Source organism: Micromonospora sp. NPDC005220, assembly GCF_040607895.1.
Taxonomy (GTDB): domain Bacteria; phylum Actinomycetota; class Actinomycetes; order Mycobacteriales; family Micromonosporaceae; genus Micromonospora.
In genome coordinates this window covers 78,966-99,311 of sequence record NZ_JBEXHP010000002.1, presented here as the reverse complement: position 1 = coordinate 99,311, position 20,346 = coordinate 78,966, and the positions used below count along the sequence as shown (strand labels likewise).

General features: G+C 71.9%; 17 protein-coding genes. 4 read left to right on the top strand and 13 right to left on the bottom strand.

Features of this window, described 5'->3' with window-relative positions:
* Window positions 1-30: 30 nt before the first annotated feature.
* Window positions 31-603 carry a peptide deformylase gene (locus ABZU52_RS01435; RefSeq protein ID WP_354969125.1) on the bottom strand — a complete coding sequence of 191 codons (573 nt, stop codon included), beginning with the start codon at window positions 601-603 and terminating at the stop codon, window positions 31-33.
* A complete protein-coding gene (locus ABZU52_RS01430) occupies window positions 600-1,112 on the bottom strand; it encodes an ACT domain-containing protein (protein ID WP_354969124.1) in 513 nt (170 codons plus the stop codon). The genes ABZU52_RS01435 and ABZU52_RS01430 overlap by 4 nt, the downstream gene beginning before the upstream one ends.
* A gap of 96 nt (window positions 1,113-1,208) precedes the next feature.
* On the opposite strand from ABZU52_RS01430, the gene ABZU52_RS01425 reads away from it, so the two are divergent.
* Window positions 1,209-2,120 (top strand): A/G-specific adenine glycosylase, encoded by a 912-nt coding sequence (locus ABZU52_RS01425; protein ID WP_354969123.1) that lies wholly within the window; start codon window positions 1,209-1,211, stop codon window positions 2,118-2,120.
* 845 nt (window positions 2,121-2,965) lie between these two features.
* Here ABZU52_RS01425 and ABZU52_RS01420 read toward each other — a convergent pair.
* From ABZU52_RS01420 to lysS, 3 genes are all read right to left on the bottom strand, one after another.
* Window positions 2,966-5,509, bottom strand: a complete 2,544-nt coding sequence (locus ABZU52_RS01420; protein WP_030327930.1) for an ATP-dependent Clp protease ATP-binding subunit — start codon at window positions 5,507-5,509, stop codon at window positions 2,966-2,968.
* Window positions 5,510-6,129: 620 nt separating this feature from the next.
* Entirely contained in the window at window positions 6,130-6,474 is a 345-nt protein-coding gene (locus tag ABZU52_RS01415) for an Lsr2 family protein (RefSeq protein WP_081883668.1), read from the bottom strand.
* A gap of 111 nt (window positions 6,475-6,585) precedes the next feature.
* Entirely contained in the window at window positions 6,586-8,094 is a 1,509-nt protein-coding gene (gene lysS / locus ABZU52_RS01410) for a lysine--tRNA ligase (RefSeq protein WP_354969122.1), read from the bottom strand.
* A gap of 90 nt (window positions 8,095-8,184) precedes the next feature.
* Between lysS and ABZU52_RS01405 the strand changes: the two genes are divergently transcribed.
* Window positions 8,185-8,925 (top strand): class I SAM-dependent methyltransferase, encoded by a 741-nt coding sequence (locus ABZU52_RS01405; protein WP_354969121.1) that lies wholly within the window; start codon window positions 8,185-8,187, stop codon window positions 8,923-8,925.
* 10 nt (window positions 8,926-8,935) lie between these two features.
* On the opposite strand, the gene ABZU52_RS01400 is transcribed toward ABZU52_RS01405, so the two are convergent.
* The 7 genes from ABZU52_RS01400 to ABZU52_RS01370 all read right to left on the bottom strand — a co-directional run bounded on the left by ABZU52_RS01400 (window position 8,936) and on the right by ABZU52_RS01370 (window position 15,745).
* Window positions 8,936-9,694, bottom strand: a complete 759-nt coding sequence (locus ABZU52_RS01400) for a type III pantothenate kinase (RefSeq protein ID WP_354969120.1) — start codon at window positions 9,692-9,694, stop codon at window positions 8,936-8,938.
* Window positions 9,695-9,711: 17 nt separating this feature from the next.
* Window positions 9,712-10,608 (bottom strand): carboxylating nicotinate-nucleotide diphosphorylase, encoded by an 897-nt coding sequence (gene nadC, locus ABZU52_RS01395; RefSeq protein WP_354969119.1) that lies wholly within the window; start codon window positions 10,606-10,608, stop codon window positions 9,712-9,714.
* Window positions 10,609-10,661: 53 nt separating this feature from the next.
* Window positions 10,662-12,359 (bottom strand): L-aspartate oxidase, encoded by a 1,698-nt coding sequence (locus ABZU52_RS01390; protein ID WP_354969118.1) that lies wholly within the window; start codon window positions 12,357-12,359, stop codon window positions 10,662-10,664.
* Between the two features lie 108 nt (window positions 12,360-12,467).
* A complete protein-coding gene (locus ABZU52_RS01385) occupies window positions 12,468-13,364 on the bottom strand; it encodes a septum formation family protein (RefSeq protein ID WP_354969117.1) in 897 nt (298 codons plus the stop codon).
* Between the two features lie 96 nt (window positions 13,365-13,460).
* On the bottom strand, window positions 13,461-13,889 hold the full coding sequence (panD, locus tag ABZU52_RS01380) for an aspartate 1-decarboxylase (protein WP_354969116.1): 429 nt from the start codon (window positions 13,887-13,889) through the stop codon (window positions 13,461-13,463).
* Window positions 13,890-13,934: 45 nt separating this feature from the next.
* Entirely contained in the window at window positions 13,935-14,783 is an 849-nt protein-coding gene (panC, locus tag ABZU52_RS01375) for a pantoate--beta-alanine ligase (RefSeq protein ID WP_354969115.1), read from the bottom strand.
* The gene (locus ABZU52_RS01370) at window positions 14,780-15,745 is read right to left on the bottom strand and encodes a Rossmann-like and DUF2520 domain-containing protein (RefSeq protein ID WP_354969114.1); all 966 of its coding nucleotides are present in this window, start codon (window positions 15,743-15,745) and stop codon (window positions 14,780-14,782) included. Before ABZU52_RS01370 ends, panC begins: the two co-directional genes overlap by 4 nt.
* 303 nt (window positions 15,746-16,048) lie before the next feature.
* Between ABZU52_RS01370 and ABZU52_RS01365 the strand changes: the two genes are divergently transcribed.
* Window positions 16,049-17,335, top strand: a complete 1,287-nt coding sequence (locus ABZU52_RS01365) for an SAM-dependent methyltransferase (protein ID WP_354969113.1) — start codon at window positions 16,049-16,051, stop codon at window positions 17,333-17,335.
* Window positions 17,332-18,519 carry an NADH-quinone oxidoreductase subunit D gene (locus ABZU52_RS01360; protein WP_354969112.1) on the top strand — a complete coding sequence of 396 codons (1,188 nt, stop codon included), beginning with the start codon at window positions 17,332-17,334 and terminating at the stop codon, window positions 18,517-18,519. The genes ABZU52_RS01365 and ABZU52_RS01360 overlap by 4 nt, the downstream gene beginning before the upstream one ends.
* Window positions 18,520-18,537: 18 nt before the next feature.
* On the opposite strand, the gene ABZU52_RS01355 is transcribed toward ABZU52_RS01360, so the two are convergent.
* Window positions 18,538-20,268 (bottom strand): hypothetical protein, encoded by a 1,731-nt coding sequence (locus tag ABZU52_RS01355; RefSeq protein ID WP_354969111.1) that lies wholly within the window; start codon window positions 20,266-20,268, stop codon window positions 18,538-18,540.
* Window positions 20,269-20,346: the final 78 nt, after the last annotated feature.

The window sequence follows — 20,346 nt, the reverse complement described above, 5'->3', positions numbered from 1 at the left end:
AACCTCTACTAAGGACAGACGGCGCACCGGTCACAGGTAGACCTTGCGCTGGTAGACCGCGTGCGCACCGGCCACCCGGTCCAGGAAGAGTAGCCCCGCGCAGTGGTCGATCTCGTGCTGCAACGCCCGAGCCTCGAAGCCATCGGTCACCAGCCGGACCGGCGCGCCGCTGCCCGGCAGATCACCCTCCACCACCAGCCGGCTGGCCCGCTTCACGTCCCCGGTCAGGTCCGGCACCGACATGCAGCCCTCCCGGCCCGGCTTCCACCGCGTCGCCTCGACCACGCGTGCGTTGCACAGCACGAAGGTGCCGTGCACCGTCACCGCCTTCGGGTGCCCGGTCACGTCGACGGCGAAGACCCGAGCGCCCACCCCGACCTGCGGCGCGGCCAGCCCGACGCAGCCCGGCGAAACCTTCATCGTGGCTATCAGGTCGGCCGCGAGTTGGACCGTCTCCTTGGCCGTGGGGTCGACCTCGTCCGCGGCCCGACTCAGCACCGGGTGCGGGGCGGACACCACTGCCAGCACCTCGCCCGGCACGTCGAGCGACTCCGGTGTCCAGTCCCCCAGGCCGACGGCCGGCCCGCGCTCCTCGCCGGTCACAGCAGATCCGGGTCCGCCGGCCGGAGAGTGACCTCCACGCCCAGCTCGGCAGCCGTCCGGTGCAGCCGGTCGATCAGCGTGTCCGCCACACCGGCCGGCAACTCGACCTCCGCCAGGACCACGTAGAGCGCACCGGTCAACCGGGTACTCAGATCGGTGACGTTCCCCCCGGCATCCACCAGCACCCGCGTCATCGCCGCGACGATCCCCATCCGGTCCGAACCGTGCACCGCCATCACGTACGGCTCACCCGCCGGAGGCACATCGCCGTCCGGGGTGACAGCGCGTACCGTCGCCAGCAACTGTCCCTCGGCGGCCAGCGCCGCCAGTGCGGCCTCGACCTCGGCGGCGGCCGGGCCGGTGCAGATGAGGGTCATCGCGAAATGCCCCCGCAGCCGCGTCATCGTGCTGTCGGTGAGGTTCGCGCCCAGTCGGGCCAGCACCTCCGCGACGTCGGCCACGATGCCCGGCCGGTCCCGACCGATGACGGTGATCGCGAGCTCGTTCATCCGGGCATTCTCCCCCGTCCGCCGAACGACGACGTGGCACCCCGCCCGAGCCGCCCACCCAACGGGAACGCCGGGCGTGACATCATCGACGACGCCATGACTCAACCCGAATTCGCCACAGTGGTCAGCCGGTGGTTCCAGCAGCACGCCCGTGACCTGCCCTGGCGCGAGCCCGGCGTCACCCCGTGGGCCATCCTGGTCAGCGAGGTCATGCTCCAGCAGACACCCGTGGTCCGGGTGGTGCCGGCCTGGCAGGCATGGCTGGCCCGCTGGCCGGAGCCGGCCGCGTTGGCGGCGGACACCCCGGCCGAGGCGATCCGGATGTGGGGACGCCTCGGCTACCCCCGCCGAGCGGTCCGGCTCCGCGAATGCGCGGTCGCGATCGTCGAGCGACACGGCGGCCAGGTGCCGGACCGGCTGGAGCAACTGCTGGCGCTGCCCGGTGTCGGCACCTACACGGCGCGGGCGGTGGCCGCCTTCGCGTACGGGCAGCGGCACCCTGTGGTCGACACCAACGTACGACGGGTGGTGTGCCGGGCGGTGGCCGGCGAAGCGGACGCCGGGCCCGTCACCCGACCAGCCGACCTGGTCGCCACCGAAGAGCTGCTCCCGACAGAACCGGCCGCAGCCGCGCTGGCCAGCGCCGCGTTCATGGAACTCGGCGCGGTGATCTGCACAGCCCGGTCACCGCGCTGCACCGCCTGCCCCGTCGAGTCGATCTGCGCGTGGCGGGCGTCCGGCCAGGAGGCACCCGCCGGGCCAACCCGCCGACCCCAGCGGTACGCGGGCACCGACCGACAGGTACGCGGTCTGCTGCTCGGAGTGCTCCGCGACAGCGCCGGGCCAGTCCCGCACCAGCGGCTGGACCAGGTCTGGACCGACGACGTACAACGCGCCCGCGCCCTCGCCGGCCTGGTGCAGGACGGGCTGGTCGAACCCGCCGGCACCGACTCCTTTCGCCTGGTCGGCGACGGCCCCTCCCTGCCAACGGCCGACCTCACGACCTGACCTGACCTGCCCCACCCCGCGAATCCTGCCCAGCGACCCGCTGGCCGCACGCCCGCGCGCTCCAACCCGCCGCACGCCGCAGGCCCACACGGCGCTCGCCCGCACATCGGCCGCGCGCCCACACGCCGCACGCCCACACGCCGCACGCCCACACGCCGCACGCCCACACGCCGCACGCCCACACGTCCCACGCTCCGCCGGTCGCCGGTCGCCGGTCGCCGTGGCCGGTGGCCGGTGGCCGGGCTCGGCGCAGCTCACCTCAAGATCGTGCTCGATCCTGGATGTAGTGGTGTCAGGCGCCACGGATGCCACTACATCCTGGATGTTGTGCGATCTTGCCGGCGGAGGACCCCACCGGGAGCAAGACCACCACCCGTCCCACCGGAACGCCCCACAACATCAGGGAAAGTGCTGCCTCCGGACGCGGTGAGGCAGCACTTTCCCTGATGTTGCGCGGATCTTGCCGGCCGTGGCAGCGCGAGCGCGCGGAGCATGCGCTGCCACGGATGCCGGGAAGCGGGTACGCCAGCGAGCCCGCGGCGACGGCGAGCGGGTGTACGCCGGCACACCCGCGGCGACGGCGAGCGGGCCGGCGTGGCGAGCGGGCCGGCGTGGCGAGCGGGCCGGCGTGGCGAGCGGGCGGGCCGGCGTGGCGAGCGGGCGGGCCGGCGTGGCGAGCGGGCGGGCCGGCGAGGGGGTGCGACGCGTCGGGGGGGCGGGCGGGCCTGGAGGGTGGTCGGCCGGGGTTGTTGTGGGGGCGGCGGGTGTTGCCTGTGCGGGTAGCGCACACAAAGGCGGGGCCCCGGTGGCTTGCGCCACCGGGGCCCCGCCCCTTGCTGGTTGTACTACTCGTCCACGCCTGCGGCGGCGGTGCCAGCGGCAGTGCCACCGAGGTCGGCCGGGACAGCGTCCGGAACTTCGACCGGCTTGTCCGAGCCCCGGAAAACGAGCTTGGACTTGTCGATGTCGTCCGGGTCGCCTTCGCAGTCCACCACGACGATCTGACCCGGGGTCAGCTCGTTGAACAGGATCCGCTCGGAGAGGTTGTCCTCGATGTCGCGCTGGATCGTGCGACGAAGCGGACGGGCACCGAGCACCGGGTCGAAGCCCTTCGCGGCCAGGTACTTCTTGGCGTTGTCGGTCAGCTCCAGACCCATGTCCTTGTTCCGCAGCTGGCCCTCGATCCGCTGGATCATGATGTCTACGATCGAGAGGATCTCGGTCTGGCGCAGCTGGTGGAAGACGATGGTGTCGTCGATCCGGTTGAGGAACTCAGGCCGGAAGTGCTGCTTGAGCTCGTCGTTGACCTTCTGCTTCATCCGGTCGTAGTTGGACTCGGAGTCCTCCGACTGCTGGAAGCCCAGCGACACCGCCTTGGCGACGTCACGGGTGCCCAGGTTGGTGGTCAGGATGATGACCGTGTTCTTGAAGTCCACGATCCGACCCTGACCGTCGGTGAGCCGACCGTCTTCGAGGATCTGCAGGAGCGTGTTGAACACGTCCGGGTGGGCCTTCTCGATCTCGTCGAAGAGGACCACCGAGAACGGCCGACGCCGCACCTTCTCGGTCAGCTGCCCGCCCTCGTCGTAGCCGACGTAGCCGGGAGGGGCACCCACGAGCCGGGAGACCGTGTAACGGTCGTGGAACTCGGACATGTCCAGCTGGATGAGGGCGTCCTCGCTGCCGAAGAGGAACTCGGCGAGCGCCTTGGACAGCTCGGTCTTACCGACACCGGACGGGCCGGCGAAGATGAACGAGCCCGACGGGCGCTTCGGGTCCTTCAGGCCGGCCCGGGTACGCCGGATCGCCTTCGAGACCGCCTTGACCGCGTCCTCCTGGCCGATGACGCGCTTGTGCAGCTCGTCCTCCATGCGCAGCAGGCGCGAGGTCTCCTCCTCGGTCAACTTGTAGACCGGGATGCCGGTCCAGTTGCCGAGCACCTCGGCGATCTGCTCGTCGTCAACCTCGCTGACGACGTCCAGGTCACCGGCCTTCCACTCCTTCTCCCGCTGAGCCTTCTGGCCGAGGAGCTGCTTCTCCTTGTCGCGCAGCTGGGCGGCGCGCTCGAAGTCCTGCGCGTCGATCGCGGACTCCTTGTCGCGACGCACCTGGGCGATGCGCTCGTCGAAGTCACGCAGGTCTGGCGGCGCGGTCATCCGACGGATCCGCATCCGGGCACCGGCCTCGTCGATCAGGTCGATCGCCTTGTCCGGCAGGAAGCGGTCGGAGATGTACCGGTCGGCCAGCGTCGCAGCCGCCACGAGAGCGGCGTCCGTGATGCTGACGCGGTGGTGCGCCTCGTAACGGTCACGCAGGCCCTTGAGGATCTCGATGGTGTGCGCCAGCGACGGCTCACCCACCTGGATCGGCTGGAACCGGCGCTCGAGAGCGGCGTCCTTCTCCAGGTGCTTGCGGTATTCATCCAGCGTGGTGGCACCGATGGTCTGCAGCTCACCACGGGCCAGCATCGGCTTGAGGATGCTCGCGGCGTCGATCGCGCCCTCGGCGGCACCCGCACCCACCAGGGTGTGGATCTCGTCGATGAACAGGATGATGTCGCCGCGGGTGCGGATCTCCTTGAGCACCTTCTTGAGGCGCTCCTCGAAGTCACCGCGGTAGCGGGAACCGGCGACGAGCGCGCCCAGGTCGAGCGTGTAGAGCTGCTTGTCCTTGAGGGTCTCGGGCACCTCGCCCTTGATGATCTTCTGGGACAGGCCCTCCACCACGGCGGTCTTACCGACGCCGGGCTCACCGATCAGGACCGGGTTGTTCTTGGTACGGCGGGAGAGCACCTGCATGACCCGCTCGATTTCCTTCTCGCGCCCGATGACCGGGTCGAGCTTGCCCTCGCGGGCGGCCTGGGTCAGGTTGCGGCCGAACTGGTCCAGCACCAGGCTGGTCGACGGCGCGGCCTCACCCGGCGCGGCGCCCGCAGCAGCAGGCTCCTTGCCCTGGTAGCCGGAGAGCAGCTGGATCACCTGCTGGCGGACCCGGTTGAGGTCGGCGCCGAGCTTGACCAGCACCTGGGCGGCGACGCCCTCGCCCTCACGGATCAGCCCGAGCAGGATGTGCTCCGTGCCGATGTAGTTGTGGCCGAGCTGCAGCGCCTCGCGCAGCGACAGCTCAAGCACCTTCTTCGCCCGCGGCGTGAACGGGATGTGCCCGCTCGGCGCCTGCTGGCCCTGGCCAATGATCTCCTCGACCTGCTGGCGGACGCCCTCCAGGGAGATGCCGAGGCTCTCCAGGGCCTTTGCCGCGACGCCTTCACCTTCGTGGATCAGGCCCAGCAGGATGTGTTCCGTACCGATGTAGTTGTGGTTGAGCATCCGGGCCTCTTCTTGGGCCAGGACGACAACCCGTCGCGCTCGGTCGGTGAACCGCTCGAACATGCCCTCGTGCTCCTCACGTGCCGTGCGCCTTGATGGTCAAATCTTGGCGGGGCCGGTGCGCGAACGTCCAGGACGGGCGTCCGTGCCTCCTTACTCTATCGTCGCTGACCGACTCAGCTGAGGTCGTGTGTCGCTGCGCTGGGTCGGTTCCACGTCGTTTTGAACAACCGTCCGCGCTCAGGAGGTGTTCCGGTAGTCCTGTCGCTACGCGCAGAGCGAAATCCGACTGGCTCGACGGAAGCCCGATCCGGGGTCCGGAAGCGCTCCGGAAGGCCCCGGGAGGGCGGACCGGCGTCGCGACAAGCGCCGCGCCGGACCCTGGGGGAGGTTGTCCACAGGTTGTGGATAGCTGTTCCACTGGTTGTGGACAACGCCGGCTGGCCCGGAATGCTTCCCGGCCCCGAACAGACACAACGACGCCACCCCGAGCGGGCCCGGCGAGGTCACCCCGAAACGACGATGCCACCCCACACGGGCACGTCGAGGTCACCCCGAAACGGCGAGTCACCCCAAACGGGCACACGACGCCGCCCGGACACGGCGACGCCGGCCCGGAGTAATCCTCCGGTCCGGCGTCGGTGTCGCCTGCGGTGGCGGCTGGCCACCAAGCTGCTGACGGATCAGCGCTTCGCGTGGAACTCGTCCACGATCTCCTGCGGGATACGACCCCGGTCCGAGATGTCCTTGCCGGCCTTCTTGGCCCACTCCCGGATCGCCTTGTTCTGTTCCCGATCGGCAGTCGCGCCACCCCGACCACGGGCAGCCCGCCCACCGATCACCACGCCGCCCCGCCCGACCTTGGTGCCGGCACCGACGTACGCGGCAAATGCGTCGCGCAATTTCGCGGCGTTGGCGCTCGACAGGTCGATCTCGTACTGAACGCCGTCGAGGGCGAACTTGACGGTCTCGTCCGCGTCCCCGCCGTCCAGGTCATCGACCAGCTTGTGAATGATCTGCTTGGCCACGTCCCACATTCCTTTCGAGCAGGGTGCTCCTGCTAACGAGAGCACAATAACCCGCGCGCCGCTCGTCGCGTCAATAGGACCCCGTTACGGCTCGGCGTGAGCCAGGCGGGACTACTCCTGGCGGACCAACGGGAAGAGGATCGTTTCCCGAATTCCGAGCCCGGTCAGGGCCATCAACAGCCGGTCGATTCCCATTCCCATACCGCCGGCCGGCGGCATTCCATACTCCATCGCCCGAAGAAAGTCCTCGTCGAGACGCATCGCCTCGTCGTCGCCACGGGCGGCCAACTGCGCCTGGGCGACCAGCCGTTCCCGCTGCACGATCGGGTCGACCAGCTCGGAGTACCCGGTGCCCAGCTCGAAACCGAGCACGTAGAGGTCCCACTTCTCGGCCAGCCCCGGCTCGCTGCGGTGCGCCCGGGTCAGCGGGCTCGTCTCCTCCGGGTAGTCCCGTACGAAGGTGGGCGCCTCCAGGCCGGGAACGACCAGCTCCTCGAACAACTCCTCGGCCAGCTTGCCCGGGCCCCACTTCGGATCAACGGCCAATCCCACCTTGTCCGCGTACTCCACCAGACGGGAGCGTTCGGTGCGGACCGTGACCTCCTCGCCGAGTGCTTCGGAAAGCACACCGAACAACGTCACGGACCGCCACTCGCCGCCCAGGTCGAACTCCCGCCCGTCGGCGTGGGTCACCACCGTCGAGCCGCTCACCGCGATCGCCGCCTGTTGCACGAGATTACGGGTCAGCTCGCCGATCGTGTCGTAGTCGCCGTACGCCTGGTACGTCTCCAGCATCGCGAACTCCGGCGAGTGCGAAGAGTCGACACCCTCATTACGGAAGTTGCGGTTGATCTCGAAGACGCGGTCGACGCCGCCGACCACAGCGCGCTTGAGAAACAGTTCCGGAGCGATTCGCAGATACAGATCGGTGTTCAACGCATTGCTGTGGGTCACGAAGGGTCGGGCCGCCGCGCCTCCATGCAGCAGTTGCAACATCGGCGTTTCCACCTCGATGAAGCCCTGCCCGTGCAGTGAATCGCGCAGACTGCGTACCGCGGCGGCCCGGGTGCGCACCATCTCCCGTGCCTGCGGCCGGACAATCAGATCGACGTAACGCTGCCGAACGCGCGCCTCCTCGGAGAGGGGCTTGTGAGCCACCGGCAACGGTCGCAGCGCCTTGGCGGTCATCTCCCACTGCTGGGCCAGCACCGACAGCTCGCCCCGGCGGCTGGTGATCACCTCGCCGGTGACGCCGACGTGGTCGCCGAGGTCGACGAGGCGCTTCCACGCCTCCAGTCGCTCCGGCCCGACCCGGTCCAGGGAGAGCATCGCCTGCAGCTCGGTGCCGTCGCCGTCCCGCAGGGTCGCGAAGCAGAGCTTGCCCGTGTTGCGTACGAAGATCACCCGGCCGGTGACCGCGACCTGGTCGCCGGTCGCGGTGTCGGTCGGCAGGTCGGCGTAGCTCGCCCGGACCTGCGCCAGGGTGGTGGTGCGGGGGAAGCCGACCGGGTAGGGCTCAATGCCCTCGGCGAGCATCCGGTCCCGCTTCTCCCGGCGGACCTTCATCTGCTCGGGAAGGTCGTCGGCGGGGTCCACTGGCACGGGGTTCTGCTCGCTCACGGCACGCTTCCTCGTCACGGAGATATACAGGGGGTCAGGGCCGAGCGTACTCAAGCGGTCCGGAGGCTGTTACGGGATAACCTGCCCGTCATGGTCGATCACACTCATGCCCTGTCGTTCGGTGCCGCTGCGAGTGATTACGACCGGTTCCGACCACGTTATCCCGACGCTGCGGTCCGTTGGGCACTCGACGGGCTGAGCGAGGCCCGGGTGGTCGATCTGGCGGCGGGCACCGGCATCCTGACCCGCGCTGTGCTGGCCCTGGGCCACCAGGTCGTACCGGTGGAGCCCGATCCGGGAATGCGGGCGCAGCTGGCCGTCAGCACCCCGGGCACGACGGCGCTGGCGGGCAGCGCCGAGGCGGTGCCCCTGCCCGACTCTGCGGCGGACGCGGTGCTGGTCGGGACGGCGTACCACTGGTTCGACCGGGAGCCCGCGCACACCGAGATGGCAAGGGTGCTCCGCCCCGGCGGCACCTTCGCCCCCATCTGGAACATCCGGGACGACAGCGTCGACTGGGTCGCCGAGCTGGGCCGTATCGCCCACCTCGGAGACAAGTCGCCCAGGACGGTCATCGGGGAGTACGCAGACTTCGGCCCCGAGTTCGACGCCATCGAGCAGCGTGAGTTCACCCACCGCACCACGCTCACGCCGGACCAGTTGCTCGGCATGGTCCGCACCCGCTCGTACTGGCTCACCGCCTCCACCGAGGATCAGCGGCGGGTGGAGCGGGAGCTGGCCGAACTCCTGGACACCCACCCCGCCCTGGTCGGCCGGGACACCATCGAGCTGCCGTACCGGACGCTGGTGCTGCGCGCCCGGCGGCGCTGACCCAGCGGGCTCACCGGTTGCGCTCGTAGACCATCCGCAGGCCGATCAGCGTGATCATCGGCTCGTGGTGGGTGATGCTGCGACACTCGTTCATCACCAGCGAGGCGAGGCCGCCGGTGGCGATCACCGCCCGCACCTCGCCCAGCTCCTCGGTCATCCGCTCGACGATCCGGTCCACCTGCCCGGCGAAGCCGAAGTACAGGCCGGCCTGGAGACACTCCACGGTGTTCTTGCCAATCACCGAGCGGGGCATGGTGGCCTCGACCTTGCGCAGCTGCGCGGCCCGGGCGGCCAACGCGTCGAAGGAGATCTCGATGCCCGGGGCGAACGCGCCACCGAGGAACTCACCGCGCTCGCTGATCACGTCGAAGTTGGTGGTGGTGCCGAAGTCCACCACGATCGACGGGCCGCCGTAGAGGGTGTACGCGGCCAGGGTGTTCACCACCCGGTCCGCGCCGACCTCCTTCGGGTTGTCGATCGCCAACTGCACCCCGGTCCGCACTCCCGGCTCGACCACGACGCTCGGCAGGTCGGCGTAGTAGCGGCCGAGCATGGTGCGCAGCGACCGCAGCGCGGCCGGCACCGTGGAGCAGGCGGCCACCCCGGTGATCTCGACGTTGTCCCCGGCGAGCAGGCCCCGGAACATCAGGCCCAGCTCATCCGCCGTCGAGCGGGCATCGGTCTTGATCCGCCAGGAGTGCACCAGCTTGTCGCCGTCGAAGGTCGCCAGCACGGTGTTGGTGTTTCCGATGTCGATGCAGAGCAGCACGCACGCAGCCTAGACAACTAGTTGGTGCGCAGGTCCAGCGCGATGTCCAGGATCGGCGACGAGTGCGTCAACGCGCCCACCGAGAGGAAGTCCACGCCGGTGGCCGCGTACCGGCCGGCGACCTCCAGGGTCAGCCCGCCGGTCGCCTCCAGCTCCGCCCGGTCACCCACCGCGGCCACCGCCTCGGCCAGCACCTCCGGCGTCATGTTGTCGCAGAGCAGGAAGTCCGCGCCGGCCTCCACCGCCTCCACCGCCTCGCCGACCGTGGTCACCTCCACCTGCACCGGCACCTCCGGGAACGCCTCCCGGACCCGCCGGTAGGCAGCCGTGATACCCCCGGCCGCCAGCTTGTGGTTGTCCTTGATCATGGCCACGTCGTAGAGGCCCATCCGCTTGTTGGTGCCACCGCCGGCGCGCACCGCGTACTTCTCCAGGGTCCGCAGGCCCGGCGTCGTCTTGCGGGTGTCCAGCACCATCGCCTTCGAGCCGGCCAGGGCGTCCGCCCAGGCACGCGTGTGGGTGGCCACCCCGGACATCCGGCAGAGCAGATTGAGCGCCGTCCGCTCGGCCGTCAGCAGCAGCCGGGTCGGGCCGGTCACCGTCGCCAGCACGTCGCCGCGGGCCACCCGCTCGCCGTCGCGGGCCAGCACCGACACCTCGACGGTACGACCGAAGCCCGTCACCTCGCCCACCAGCTCGAACACGGCGGCGGCCACCGCCATCCCGGCCAACACCCCGTCCGCGCGGGCCACCAGGTCGGCGGTGTCGGTCTGCTCCGCCGGAATGGTGGCCACGCTTGTGACGTCCAGGAAGTCCGGGCCCAGATCCTCGACCAGCGCGCCCTCGATCACCTGCCGCACCTGCGCCGGATCCAGCCCAGCCGTCCGCAACGCCGCCTCGGTCGACTCCGTCAATGCCATCTCCGTTCGCGACTGCGGGGCTCGCAAAACCGGCTCACTCCTCGCGCTCACTGTGACCTTCCTTCCCAATGCTGCGTCACCCGGCCCTGCGCCCCGACCGCTCCGACCAGATGGCCCAGCCACCGCTCGTCGGCCGTCGGGAAGTCCTCCCGCCAGTGGCAGCCCCGGGTCTCGGCCCGGGCGTACGCGGCGGCGACCAGCGTCGACGCCACGGTGAGCAGATTCGTCGCCTCCCAGTCGGCGGTCCGCGGCCGGCCCCGGGCAACGCCCAACTCGGTCAACGCCCCGGCCGTGTCGGCCAGCGTCGCCGCGGATCGGAGCACCCCGGCCCCCCGGGTCATCGCCCGTTGCAGGGTCGGCGTCACCGCCGCGGGCAGCACCCAACCCGTACCGCCACGCCAGGCGCCGGTCTCCGCCGGTTGGGCCTGCTCGGGCAGGCCGGCCGCGATGTCCTCGGCGATCCGTCGGGAGAAGACCAGGCCCTCCAGCAGCGAGTTGCTGGCCAGCCGGTTCGCGCCGTGCACGCCCGTGCAGGCCACCTCGCCGCAGGCGTACAGGCCGGGGATGGAGGTACGGCCGCGCAGGTCGGTACGGACTCCGCCGGAGGCGTAGTGGGCGGCCGGCGCCACCGGGATCAGGTCGGTCGCCGGGTCCACGCCGATCGCCAGGCAGGACGCCACGATGGTGGGGAACCGACCGGCCAGGAAATCGCCGCCCAGGTGCCGTGCGTCGAGGAAGACGTGGTCCGCGCCGCTGGCCAGCAGCACCCGGTGGATGCCCTTGGCCACCACGTCCCGAGGGGCCAGCTCGGCCAACTCGTGCTGGCCCACCATGAACCTCTTGCCGTCCCCATCCACCAGGTACGCGCCCTCGCCGCGCAACGCCTCCGAGACCAGCGGCTGCTGCGCGTGCCCCGCCCCGGGCACCCCGGCGCCGGACGGGGTGATCAGCGCGGTCGGGTGGAACTGGACGAACTCCACGTCGGTCACCGCCGCGCCGGCCCGCAGCGCCAGCGCCACCCCGTCCCCGGTGGAGACCGCCGGGTTGGTGGTGGCCGAGAAGACCTGCCCCATCCCGCCGGTGGCGAGCACCACCGCACGGGCCAGCAGCGCGCCGACGCCGTCCTCGCTGCCCTCGCCCAACACGTGCAGGGTGATCCCGCAGGCCGGCCCGAGCCCGTCCGGGCCGTCGCCGGGCGCCCGCAGCAGATCCAACACGAGGGCGTGCTCGACCAGCCGGATCCACGGGTCGCGCTGCACCGCGGCGTGCAGGGCCCGCTGCACCTCCGCGCCGGTGGCGTCCCCGCCGGCATGCACGATCCGGTCCGCCCGGTGGCCGCCCTCGCGGGTCAGCATCAGCGAGCCGTCCGGGTGACGATCGAACTCGGCGCCGATCCGGATCAGCTCACGCAGCCGGGTCGGACCCTCCTCGACCAGCACCCGGACCGCCGCCGGGTCGCACAGCCCGACGCCGGCGACCTCGGTGTCCCGCGCGTGCGCCGCCGGGGTGTCGGCCGGGTCGAGCACGGCGGCGATGCCGCCCTGCGCCCACCGGGTCGAGCCGTCGTCAATGTTGACCTTGGTAACGACGGTGACGTGCAGACCCGCCTCTCGCAGGTGCAGCGCCGCGGTCAACCCGGCCACGCCGGAACCCACCACGATCACGTCGGTGGTCTCCACCCAGCCGGGCGCGGGCGCGGCCAGCAGCGCGGGCAGGGCAGGCAGGTCGACGGTCGGGAGGTCCATCCCCCCAGTCAACCCGAACCATCCTCGCCCGGGGCGGCGGGGGCGGGACGAGTGTTCTGGGCGACCCCGTCCGGCGCCCGCCGTGCCGCGCCGACCGTCAGGCCGTGGTCACTTCGTCCGGACCGGCAGACCCGCCGGGCCCGCGCCCTTCAGCGAGGCGGTCACCGTACGGTCACTGAGCCACAAATAGCAGCGGACGCCTCGATCACCGACCTTCCACCGCCCCGCCCCCGGCGGTCGGACCACCACCCCGCTGCGGAAACGCAGCCTGGTGTCATCCGGGACCCCCGTGTACCGGGCGAGGACACTGCGACAACCCGTGTATAGCGGCAACCAGTCGGCGTCCCGGGTGGGGTACGGGCGATCCGGTGCCCGCCACACCCCGACGAACTCGGCGTCGTGCTGTTTGCCGCACTCCACCGGGGTCAGCGTCTGCACACCCCGGCCGGCGCCGCCGCGGGTCTGCTGGCAACCGAGGCGCAGCCCGGTAGGCACCTTCAACGCGTCCCGCAGACTGCCCGACCGGACCACCACCGTGGCCGCCGCCTCGACCGTGGTCAGCTCGGTGAGGTCGCAGCGGAACCACCGGGAACCCGCCGCCCAGCCCGGCCCGTTGGGCAGCGCCACGGACAGCCGAAGCCGGCCGGACCGCCAGTCGTCACCCAGGTAGCCCGCCGCACGGGTGTCACACTCGGCGAACGCGCCCCGCAACTCCGCCGAACCACCCGCCGGAGCGGTCGTCCGCTCGACCGGGAACACCCCCACGTGCACGGTCTCCAGTCGGTGCGGCCCGGCGCAGTCCACCGGCTCATAGCCGGCCAGGCTGACCAGATCGGTGAAGTCGGCGGCGTGACACACACCGGCGGCCGGGGTGAACGCAGACGGGGCCGGCAACGCCGCCCAGTCGTCGGTCAGATCACCGTCCAAGCCGCCGGACCCGGCGCAGCCCACCAGCAGCACTGCCGTCACGGCAGCGGCGAACAGGGTCGTCATGGCACGGCTCATCGCGGCCTCCCCCAGCCACCGACCGGCTTCCGCCAGCGTGCCCAGGGTAACCGGAAATGACCTTCTGGTGACAGACCGGAATCGTGGTACGGGGGATCAGACTCCGGACACGGCCAGCGGGCTGGGCACCGGGTTCCCGGCCGTCCCGGGCGCCGCAGCAGCCGGATCGGCACCCAGCTCGATCACCCGGTTGTCGGCGTCGACGTGCACGACCCGTGGCCGGTAGGACCGGGCCTCGGCGTCGTCCATCTGCCCGTACGAGATCAGAATGACCAGGTCACCGGGGTGCACCAGGTGCGCGGCGGCGCCGTTGATGCCGATCACGCCGCTGCCCCGCTGGCCCGGGATCACGTACGTCTCCAGCCGGGCGCCATTGGTGATGTCCACGATCGCCACCTGCTCGCCGGGGAGCAGGTCGGCGGCGTCGAGCAGGTCCTCGTCCACCGTCACCGAACCGACGTAGTGCAGGTCGGCCTGGGTCACCGTGGCTCGGTGGATCTTCGACTTGAGCATGGTCCGCAACATCGGGGTGGCCTTTCGCGGGATTGGTGGAGTGGCGGCGCGGCCGGATCAGGGACGTGGGGCGAGGTGGATCGCCGCGTTGTCGATCAACCGGGTGGCGCCCACCCAGGCGGCGATCACCAGCCGGGCCGGGCCGGACACCGGCCCCGGCTCCAACTCGGGATCGGTGAGCACCAGGTAGTCGAGGCGGGCGCCGGGCGTACCGGCGCCGAACGCGGCGTGCGCGGCGGTCAGCACCGCCCCCGCGTCCAGGCCGTCGTCGGCGGCCCGCGCACCGGCCTGCAGCGCGGCGGACAGGCTCAGCGCGGCGGCCCGTTCCGGTTCGCTCAGGTAGCGGTTGCGGCTGGACAGCGCCAACCCGTCCGGCTCCCGGACGGTCGGCACGCCGACCACCTCGACCGGCACGTCCAGGTCACGGACCATCCGCCGGACCAGGGTGAGCTGCTGGTAGTCCTTCTCGCCGAAGAACGCCAGGTCGGGCTGGGTGAGCTGGAGCAACTTCAGCACCACGGTGAGCACGCCGTGGAAGAAGCCGGGGCGGCTCGCCCCCTCCAGCTCGGCGCCGAGCGGACCCGGATCGAGGCGGACCCGCGGCTGCCCGTCCGGGTACATGTCCGCCACCGACGGGGCGAAGACCAGCTCGGCGCCCGCCCGCCGGCACACCTCCAGGTCGGCGTCGAGGGTGCGCGGGTAGCGGTCGAAGTCCTCGTTCGGCCCGAACTGCAGCGGGTTCACGAAGATCGTCACCAGCACGTGGTCGGCCTGTTCCCGGGCCGCACGCAGCAGCGTCTCGTGCCCGGAGTGCAGCGCGCCCATGGTCATCACCACCCCGACCGTGCCCTTCAGCCCGGCCCGGGCGTGCGCCAACTCGGCGCGCGTGTGGACAAGCTCGGTCATGCCGCCACCTCCCGACCGCTGTCGGCCAGCACACCGAGCAGCGACTGTGCGTCCACCGGCCGCAGCCGGCCGGCGGCGATCGCCCGGTCGGCGGTACGACGGGCCAGCGCCAGGTAGGCGGGGACGGACTCCGGTGCGGTGGCCGCCAACCGGGCCAGGTGCCGCTGCACGGTGCCCGCGTCGCCCCGGGAGACCGGGCCGGTCAACGCGTCGTCGCCGAGCCGCAGCGCGTTCTCCAGGGCGGCCCGCAGCAGCGGGGCGAGCACCTTCTCCGGCCGGGACACCCCGGCGTCCCGCAACCGGTCGGTCGCCTCGTTGACCAGGGTGACCAGGTGGTTCGCGCCGTGGGCCAGCGCGGCGTGGTAGAGCGGGCGGTCCGACTCGGCCACCCACTCGGGCACGCCACCGAGGTCGGCGACCAGCCGGGACGCCAGCGGGCGCAACTCCGCCGGTGCGGTCACCCCGTACGAGATGCCGTCCAGCCGAGCCAGGTCGTCCGGCGTACCGGTGAAGGTCATCGCCGGGTGCAGGGCGAGCGGCCGGGCGCCCGCCGCGACGGCCGGCCCCAGCACGGCCAGGCCGTGCGCTCCCGAGGTGTGCGCGACGATCTGACCCGGATGCAGCGCGCCCCGCTCGGCGAGGTCGGCCACCACACCGGCCAGCCGATCGTCCGGCACCGCGATCAGCAGCAGGTCGGCGGCGGCGTGGGCCACCGCTGCGACCGGGCGGCGGGGCACCTCGGGCAGCAGCAGGGCGAGGCGGGCACGGCTGGCTCCGGAGCCGCCGGAGACGGCGACCACCCGGTGCCCGGCGGCGGCGAGCGCGGCGCCCAGCACGGCGCCGACCCGGCCGGCGCCAACGACACCGACGGTGAGCAGACGGGAGGTGGCGGGAGTGGCGGAGGCACCGAGAACGGCGGGCCCGTGCGGGGCGGCCGGACGCGGGCGCGACGGTGCGCTCATGACGACGATCCAGTCCTCGAGAAGGGGTACCGGTCGATCGCAAGTATGCGCCCGGCCCACCGAACCCGGACAAGCATGTGTGAAAACCTTCACCGCCCCCGGAAGTGCCCTCCGCCACCGTCCCGACCGCCGCAGAAGCGCCGCCCACCATCGCGTTCCCGCCACCATCTTGATCAGGTGATGAAAAATAGGCGTCCGGGTCGTTTCTGACCTACTTTTCATCACCTGATCACCGCGCACCCCTCCGGCATCGAACCAGCTACCGCGGGTGAGCGCAGCGCACCTTGACCTCGGAGTGACCTGATGTCGATCGCCTGGCGGGACGCGATGAGCCGAGCCCTCTACGGGCCGGGCGGCTTCTTCGTCGCCGACACCGGGCCGGCCGACCACTTCCGCACCAGCGTGCACGCGTCCCCTGCGTTCGCCAGCGCACTGCTGCGCCTTCTCGAACAGGTGGACGCCGCCCTCGACCACCCGTCGCGTCTCGACGTGGTCGACGTGGGCGCGGGTCGAGGAGAACTGCTGCTGTCCATCGCGGGCGCGGTGGGGGTTTCCGGGGGTGCCGTCGGGCTTGCGGTGGGGGTTTCCGGGGAGCCCGCCCACTCCGGGCGGTCAGGCTTGATCCCTCCGTGGTCGGGCTCCCCGGAAACCCTGACTCCCACGGCCGCCGTCCGTCGCTCACCCGACGAGCCGTCGTTGGGCACCGCCCGTCCGTCGCTCGCGCAGCGAATCCGCTTCACAGCAGTCGAGTACGCCGACCGCCCTGAGAACCTGCCCGCAGAGATCAACTGGACAGCCGAGATCCCCGAGGAGATCACCGGGCTGTTGATCGCCACCGAGTGGTTGGACAACGTGCCGCTGGACGTGGCCGTCCACACGGAGGACGGCTGGCGGTACGTGCTGGTCGACCCGGAAAGTGGTGCCGAATCGATTGGGGAGCTGGTCAGCCCGGCTGATCTCGACTGGCTCACCACCTGGTGGCCCACGACCCTGCTCAGTGCGGGGGTGACCTCAACGGGCGCGACAAGCGGCAGCGAGTCGGGTTTTGGGGCAGCCCGGCCGGCGCAGGGATCAAGCCTGACCGCCCGGAGCCGGCCGGGCTGCCCCGAAACCCCCAGCAGCGACTACCAACGAGCCGAGATCGGCCGAAGCAGAGATGAGGCATGGGCCGACGCCCTGCGGCAGATCAGCCGAGGTCTCGCGGTGGCCGTGGACTACGGGCACCTCAGGGAGGCACGACCGGTGGACGGGACGTTGACCGGGTACCGGGGTGGGCGGCAGGTGCCTCCGGTGCCGGACGGGTCGAGTGACGTCACCGCGCACGTGGCCATGGACTCGGTCGCCTCCGCTGGCGCGGCGGTCGCCCGGTGCGCGTACTCCCTGGTCTCGCAGCGGGAGGCGCTGCGGGCGCTCGGGGCCGACGGCGGGCGACCGCCGCTCAGCCTGGCCGGCAGTGACCCGGCCGGCTACCTGCGGGCGCTGGCCGCCGCGTCGGCGGTGACCGAGCTGACCGACCCGACCGGGCTCGGCGGGCACTGGTGGCTGCGCCAGCCGGTCGGCATCCCGTTCGGGCCGGCCGTGGCACGATGACGGGCATGACCACCGACGCCGGGGCCCTTCGTGAACTGACCGTCGGCACCGGGGCCGGCCTGGTACCCGGCACCGGAGATCAGCCGCTCGGCACCGACATGGTGCTGAACATCGGCCCGCAGCACCCCTCCACCCACGGTGTGCTGCGGTTGAAGCTGGTGCTCGACGGCGAGCGGGTGGTCGCCTGTGAACCGATCGTCGGGTACATGCACCGGGGCGCGGAGAAGCTCTTCGAGGTGCGTGACTACCGGCAGATCATCGTGCTGGCCAACCGGCACGACTGGCTCTCGGCGTTCTCCAACGAGCTGGGTGTGGTGCTCGCCGTGGAACGCCTGATGGGCATGGAGGTGCCGGAGCGGGCCACCTGGCTGCGGATGGCCCTCGCGGAGCTGAACCGGGTGCTCAACCACCTGATGTTCCTCGGCTCGTACCCGTTGGAGATCGGGGCGATCACACCGATCTTCTACGCGTTCCGGGAACGGGAGACCATCCAGGCGGTGATGGAGGAGGTCTCCGGCGGCCGGATCCACTACATGTTCAACCGGGTGGGTGGCCTCAAGGAGGAGGTGCCGTACGGGTGGACCGGGCGGGCCCGCGCGGCCATCGGCGAGGTGCGCCGCCGGCTGCCTGACCTGGACCACCTGATCCGGCGTAACGAGATCTTCCTGGCCCGTACCGTCGGCGTGGGTGTGCTGTCCGCCGCGGACGCCGCCGCGTTCGGCGCTTCCGGGCCGGTGGCCCGCGCCTCCGGGCTCGACCTGGACCTGCGCCGCGACGACCCCTACCTGGCGTACGACGAGCTGGACGTGCCGGTGGTCACCCGCACCACCGGGGACTGCCACGCGCGTTTCGAGGTGCTGCTCGACCAGGTGTACGCGTCGCTGGACCTTGCCGAGCAGTGCCTCGACCGGGTGGACCAGCTGACCGGGCCGATCAACACCCGGCTACCGAAGGTGCTCAAGGCGCCGGAGGGGCACACGTACGCCTGGACGGAGAACCCGCTCGGCATCAACGGTTACTACCTGGTGTCCCGGGGTGAGAAGACGCCGTGGCGGTTGAAGTTGCGCACCGCCTCGTACGCGAACGTGCAGGCGTTGGCCACCCTGCTCCCCGGCTGCCTGGTCCCGGATCTGATCGCGATCCTCGGCTCGATGTTCTTCGTGGTCGGCGACATCGACAAGTGACCCGAGTCGCCTGACCGGTCACCGCCAGCGGTCGCTGGGTGGCGCGCCGCCGGCACGCGGTACGTCGTCCTGGGGCGGGTAGCCGTAGCGCTCGTCGACCCGCCGCCGGCCGGTCCGCTCCGGCACGGGTTCCACCTGGTGGCCGCGTTGGCGCGGTGGGCGCCACTCGTCCGGCACCGGCACCCCACCCACCGGCAGCGCGGGCCTGCCCGGCTCGGCCCGCCGGCCACCGTCGCGGTCGTGCCGGCGCGCCGGCTCCTCCCGGGGGTACGACTCCCGCTCCTCGTAGCGACGCGGCTCCGCATAACGGCCGGCGTCCTCGTACCGACCGGCGTCCTCGTACCGGTGCGGCTCTTCGTACCCACCGGCGTCCTCGTAGCGGCCGGCGTCCTCGTAGCGGCCGGCTTCCTCGTACCGGTGCGGCTCCTCGTGGCGGACGGCGGCCCAGCGGTCGGCCACCCGGTACTCGGTGCCGGTGGCGTCGGCGTGCACCTCGGCCCGGCGTTCACCGACCCGCACCTCGCGACCGTTCTCGTCGTCGCGGACGGCGGCCCACCGGTCACCGGCCCGCAGCTGCGACCAGTACTCGCCGGTGTCGTCGGCGCGCAGCGGCGGTCCGGGCTGCGGCGGCGCTGCGCCCGCCCGGTCGCGCTGCTCCGACCAGCCCCGATCGTCCGGGCTGTCCCAGGAAGCGGCTGCCGGCCGCTCCGGGGTGCGGTGCGACCGGGCCGTCGGGGCGGGCTCGTCGGGCTGGGCGTACGCGTCGCGCCGATCGGTCCACTCCGGTTCGTCGCGGCGACCCGTCCAGCCCGGCTCGTCGCCGTACCCGGCCCTGGGGCGCTCCTCCGGCTCGCTCCTCGCCCGGCCGGCCGGGCGGGGACGCTCGTCCGCGTCGCCGCCCCGGGTCCACTCCTGCGCTGGCGGGGTCCACTGACCGGCGTACCCGCCGCCGTAGCGCCCGGCCGGCTCGGCCGCGCCGCCGTCCACCACTGTGTGCCGGGTGGTGACGTGCACGGTTTCGGTGTGTCGGACCACGCCACCCGGCCGGTGCGCCGGTTCCGGGCGGTCGTGCTCGCGGGGGCGGGCTGAGCCGTACGCGGCGGCGGCCGGCCGCTCCCCGCCGTACACCCCGGCGGTGGCCGGCGGCTGGGGCGCCTCCCGCGCGTACGCCGGCTCGTCGTCGTCCTGGTGCTCGGAGCGCCCCCACCGGGGCGCGTCGTCGGGGCCCGACACCCGGGCGCGGCCGGCCGGCGCGTCACCCGCGACCCGGCTACGGGCCGCCACCGGTACGTCGTCCACCGGTGGCTCGACGGCAGCCACGCGCGCCCGCCCGGCGCCTGCCGGCTCCACAGCGGGGGCGGCACCGGCGAGGGCCGCACCGCTGGCGTCGAGGCGGCGGCGCACCGCGGCGATCCCCTCCTGGGCCCGTTGCGCCTGGTCGAGCGCCTGGTTACCGCGCTGCGCGGCGGCCACGATCTCGCTGCGCAGCTCCCGACGCAGCTCCTCGATCTCGTCCAGCAGCTCGTCGGTCCGCGCCGAGTCGCCCTCGCCGCCGGGCCGCAGCGCGATGGAGAGGCCGATCAGCACCACCGCGAGAATGGCGAGCACCGCGGCGAAGCGCAGCGGGCCGTTGCCGTCGGCCACCAGCAGGATCAACGCCGCCACCGGCGCGAGCGCGACGCCCGCCCAGAAGAGCACGTTCAGCAACGCTGGTTGACGCCGGGCGTCAGAGGTGGCCGGGGCTGGCATGGATGTGCAGCCTACCGACGATATCCACCGGAGGGAACGGGGTCCCCGGGATGCGCGGACGCCCCCGCCCGGTCGGGG